We start from the raw sequence: 4,019 nt of genomic DNA, 5'->3' as shown, positions 1-4,019 counted from the left end.
CTGCGGCTGCTGCGGCTCGGCGGACTGCTGGGCCACGGCACGGCGGGCGCGCTGGGTCGCGGCCTGCTGGAGCTGCCCGCGCTGGTTGCGGACCTCGACCCCACCGGAATCGCTCGGGGCCGTGTAGCTGAGCTTCTCCTCGGGCGCGGTCGGCCGCTGGAGCCCCTTCGCCTCGATGCGCGGGCCGGCGACGCCCGCCTGCGGCGCGACCTCGACCTCGAGGTTGAAGAGGAACCCGATGGTCTCCTCGCGGATCGAACCCATCATCTGCTGGAACATCGCGTAGCCCTCGCGCTGGTACTCCACGAGCGGGTCGCGCTGGGCCATCGCGCGGAGGCCGATGCCGTCCTTCAGGTAGTCCATCTCGTAGAGGTGGTCCCGCCAGCGACGGTCGATGACCGAGAGCACCACCCGGCGCTCGAGCTCGCGCATCGCGGGGCTGCCGAGCTGCTGCTCGCGGCGCTCGTACGCGAGCTTGGCGTCGGAGAGGATCTCGCGCCGGACGAAGTCGCGGTTGACGCGCCCCTTCTCGCCCGCCTCGGCGACGACCTCGTCGATCGTGATGCCGATCGGATAGAGCGTCTTGAGCTCGGCCCACAGGGCGTCGAAGTCCCACTCGTCGGGGCTGCTCCCCGCGGTGTGCTCGTCGAGGACCTCGTCGATGACCTGCTCGAGGAAGCTCTGGACCCGGTCGTGCAGGTCGTCGCCCTCGAGGATGTGCCGACGGTCCGAGTAGATCGCCTCACGCTGCCGGTTCAGGACGTCGTCGTACTTCAGGACGTTCTTGCGGATCTCGGCGTTGCGCGCCTCGACCTGCGACTGCGCGGAGCGGATGGCACGCGTGACGACCTTGGACTCGATCGCGACGTCGTCGGGGACGCCTCGCGACATGAGGCTCTCGGCCGCGCCCGCGTTGAAGAGCCGCATGAGGTCGTCGGTGAGGGAGAGGTAGAAGCGGCTCTCGCCGGGGTCGCCCTGGCGGCCGGAACGACCGCGCAGCTGGTTGTCGATGCGTCGCGACTCGTGGCGCTCGGTTCCGAGCACGTACAGCCCGCCCGCGTCGAGGACCTTCTCCGCCTCGCCCGCGGTCTCGGACTTGATCTTCTCGAAGACCTCGTCCCACGCCGCCTCGTACTCATCCGGGGTGTCGACGGGGCTGAGCCCGCGCTCGTGCATCTTCTGCACGGCGATGAACTCGGCGTTGCCGCCCAGCATGATGTCGGTTCCGCGGCCCGCCATGTTCGTCGCGACGGTGACGGCGCCGTATCGTCCCGCCTGCGCGACGATCGCGGCCTCGCGCGCATGGTTCTTGGCGTTCAGCACCTCGTGCCGCACGCCCTTCTTGGCGAGCAGGCGCGAGAGGTACTCGCTCTTCTCGACGCTCGTCGTGCCCACGAGGACGGGCTGGCCCTTCTTGTGCCGCTCGACGATGTCCTCGACGACCTGGGCGAACTTGGCCTCCTCGTTCTTGTAGACGAGGTCGGGCTGGTCGATGCGGACCATCGGCCGGTTCGTCGGGATCGCCACGACGCCGAGCTTGTACGTCGACATGAACTCGGCCGCCTCGGTCTCGGCGGTACCGGTCATGCCGGAGAGCTTGTCGTACAGGCGGAAGTAGTTCTGCAGCGTGACGGTCGCGAGGGTCTGGTTCTCGGCCTTGACCTGGACGCCCTCCTTCGCCTCGATCGCCTGGTGGATGCCCTCGTTGTAGCGTCGGCCGACGAGGATGCGACCCGTGTGCTCGTCGACGATGAGCACCTCGCCGTTCATCACGACGTAGTCCTTGTCCTTCTTGAACAGCGCCTTCGCCTTGATGGAGTTGTTCAGGAACGAGATGAGCGGCGTGTTCGCGGACTCGTACAGGTTGTCGATGCCGAGGTAGTCCTCGACCTTCTCGATCCCCGGCTCGAGCACGCCGACGGTGCGCTTCTTCTCGTCGACCTCGTAGTCCTCGCCCGGGACGAGCCGCTTGGCGAGGTTGGCGAACTCGGTGAACCAGCGGTTCGCCTCGCCCGACGCCGGACCGGAGATGATGAGCGGCGTCCGCGCCTCGTCGATGAGGATCGAGTCGACCTCGTCCACGATCGCGAAGTAGTGGCCGCGCTGGACCATGTCGCCCGCCTGCCACGCCATGTTGTCGCGCAGGTAGTCGAAGCCGAACTCGTTGTTCGTGCCGTACGTGATGTCGGCCGCGTACTGCTCGCGGCGCACTGCGGGGGTCTGGCCCGCCACGATGCATCCGGTCGTCATGCCGAGGGCGCGGAAGACGCGGCCCATGAGCTCGGACTGGTAGCTCGCGAGGAAGTCGTTGACCGTGACGATGTGCACGCCCCGGCTCGTGAGCGCGTTGAGGTAGGCCGCGGTCGTCGCCACGAGCGTCTTGCCCTCACCGGTCTTCATCTCGGCGATGTTGCCGAGGTGGAGTGCGGCGCCGCCCATGAGCTGCACGTCGAAGTGGCGCAGGCCCAGGGTGCGTCGGCTCGCCTCGCGGACCGCGGCGAACGCCTCGGGCAGGAGGTCGTCGAGCGACTCGCCGTTGCCGTAGCGCTCACGGAGCTCGACGGTCTCGTGCTTGAGCTCCTCGTCGCTCAGCGCCCGGAAGTCGTCTTCGAGGGCGTTGATCGCGGCGGCGTAGTTCTCGAGCCGCTTGAGTGTGCGACCCTCGCCGACGCGGAGGACCTTTTCCAGAATCGAAGCCACGAACTGCTCTCCCGTTGTCGTTCAGGCGTGCGACGTCGGGGTGGGGCACCCGCGCACGCCGGAGGATCCGCCTTGCCGACGGTCATCATAGCCATGCTACTGGGCAGTGGACTGGGCGACGGCCCCGGGCGCACGCGCGACGCGTGCCGCCCCGGGGCCGTCGCGGGTCGGTGGAGGCGGGTCAGGCGCTCGTGCGTGCGAGCCCGAGTGCTTCGGCCGCCTCGGCCTGGTCGGCCTGGGCGTGTTCGTCGAGGCCGATCACGCCGTAGTCCCAGCCCTTCCGGCGGTACACGACGCTCGGCCGATGGTTCTCCGAGTCGATGAAGAGGTAGAAGTCGTGGCCGACGAGCTCCATGTGGTACAGCGCGTCGTCGACGGTCATGGGAGTCGCTGCGAAGACCTTGCGGCGGATCACCACGGGCGAGTAGTCCTCGTCCTCCTCGGCCGCGGGCTCCTCGCCCACCACCGGGATGTTGCCGGTGCGGACCTTCTCGAGGATCTCGACGTCCGCGGCCTGCACGCCCATGTCGGCGAAGCCCGCGTCGGTGGCCTCGCGGAGCGAGGTCGGCCGGCGGCTGCCGCCTCGGTGGACCTTCCGTCGGTCCTTGGCGCGGCGGATCCGCTCGAGGAGCCTCCCGAGCGCGACATCGAGCGCCGCGTACTTGTCGGCCCCGTCGGCTTCGGCCCGGACCACCGGGCCCTTTCCGACGAGGGTGAGCTCGACCCGGTCCAGGCCGGAGTTGTTGCCGTTCTTCTCGTTGTGACGGCTGACCTTGATGTCGAGCGAAATGGCTCGGTCGGACAGGCTGGAGACTTTCTCGGCCTTCTCGGCCGCGTAGGCGCGGAATCGATCGGTCACTTCCAGGTTGCGTCCGACGATGTTCAGTTCCATGTCAACCTCCATCCACCGGCGTGTCACCCGGTTCTGAAGGGGTGGTGCGACCACGCCTGTCCTGACACCGTAGCCCCCGAGGTCACGGATGTCACGGGTGGATGCTCACGCGTCCGGATCTCCTCGGACGATTCGCAGGCGGGTCTGGGCGAGCACCGAGATCGCGTCCACCGATCCCCCCGCCGCATGGATCGCCCGAGTCGCGTCGGCGAGTGTCGATCCGGTCGTCACGATGTCGTCGACGAGCAGGAACCGCCGTCCGGCGAGGGTGCGCGGGGCGGCGAACGAGCCGTCGGAGTTGGCGCGCCGGGCCTCTCGACCGAGCGCCGCCTGATCCACGCGGTCGAGCGCCCTGAGCACGTCCGCGGGCGCGAACCCCGCCCGGCTCACGAGCGTCCGCACCGGGTCGTAGCCGCGAGCCCACCGC

At 68.8% G+C, this 4,019-nt stretch carries 3 protein-coding genes; all 3 read right to left on the bottom strand.

The genetic code is table 11. From position 1 onward, the window contains the following. Positions 1 to 2,700, bottom strand: a 2,700-nt coding sequence (gene secA, locus ESO86_RS12785; protein ID WP_129235370.1) for a preprotein translocase subunit SecA, incomplete at its 3' end; no start/stop codon positions are given. A 181-nt stretch (positions 2,701 to 2,881) separates the two neighbouring features. After that, on the bottom strand, positions 2,882 to 3,592 hold the full coding sequence (hpf, locus tag ESO86_RS12780; RefSeq protein ID WP_129235369.1) for a ribosome hibernation-promoting factor, HPF/YfiA family: 711 nt from the start codon (positions 3,590 to 3,592) through the stop codon (positions 2,882 to 2,884). A gap of 105 nt (positions 3,593 to 3,697) precedes the next feature. Further along, on the bottom strand, positions 3,698 to 4,019 hold a 322-nt coding region (locus ESO86_RS12775), incomplete at its 5' end, for a ComF family protein (RefSeq protein WP_277985229.1).

Source organism: Agromyces binzhouensis (genome assembly GCF_004135055.1).
In the GTDB taxonomy this organism is placed as follows: domain Bacteria; phylum Actinomycetota; class Actinomycetes; order Actinomycetales; family Microbacteriaceae; genus Agromyces; species Agromyces binzhouensis.
The sequence above is the reverse complement of the archived record's forward strand: the minus strand, read 5'-3'. Positions and strand labels throughout refer to the sequence as shown.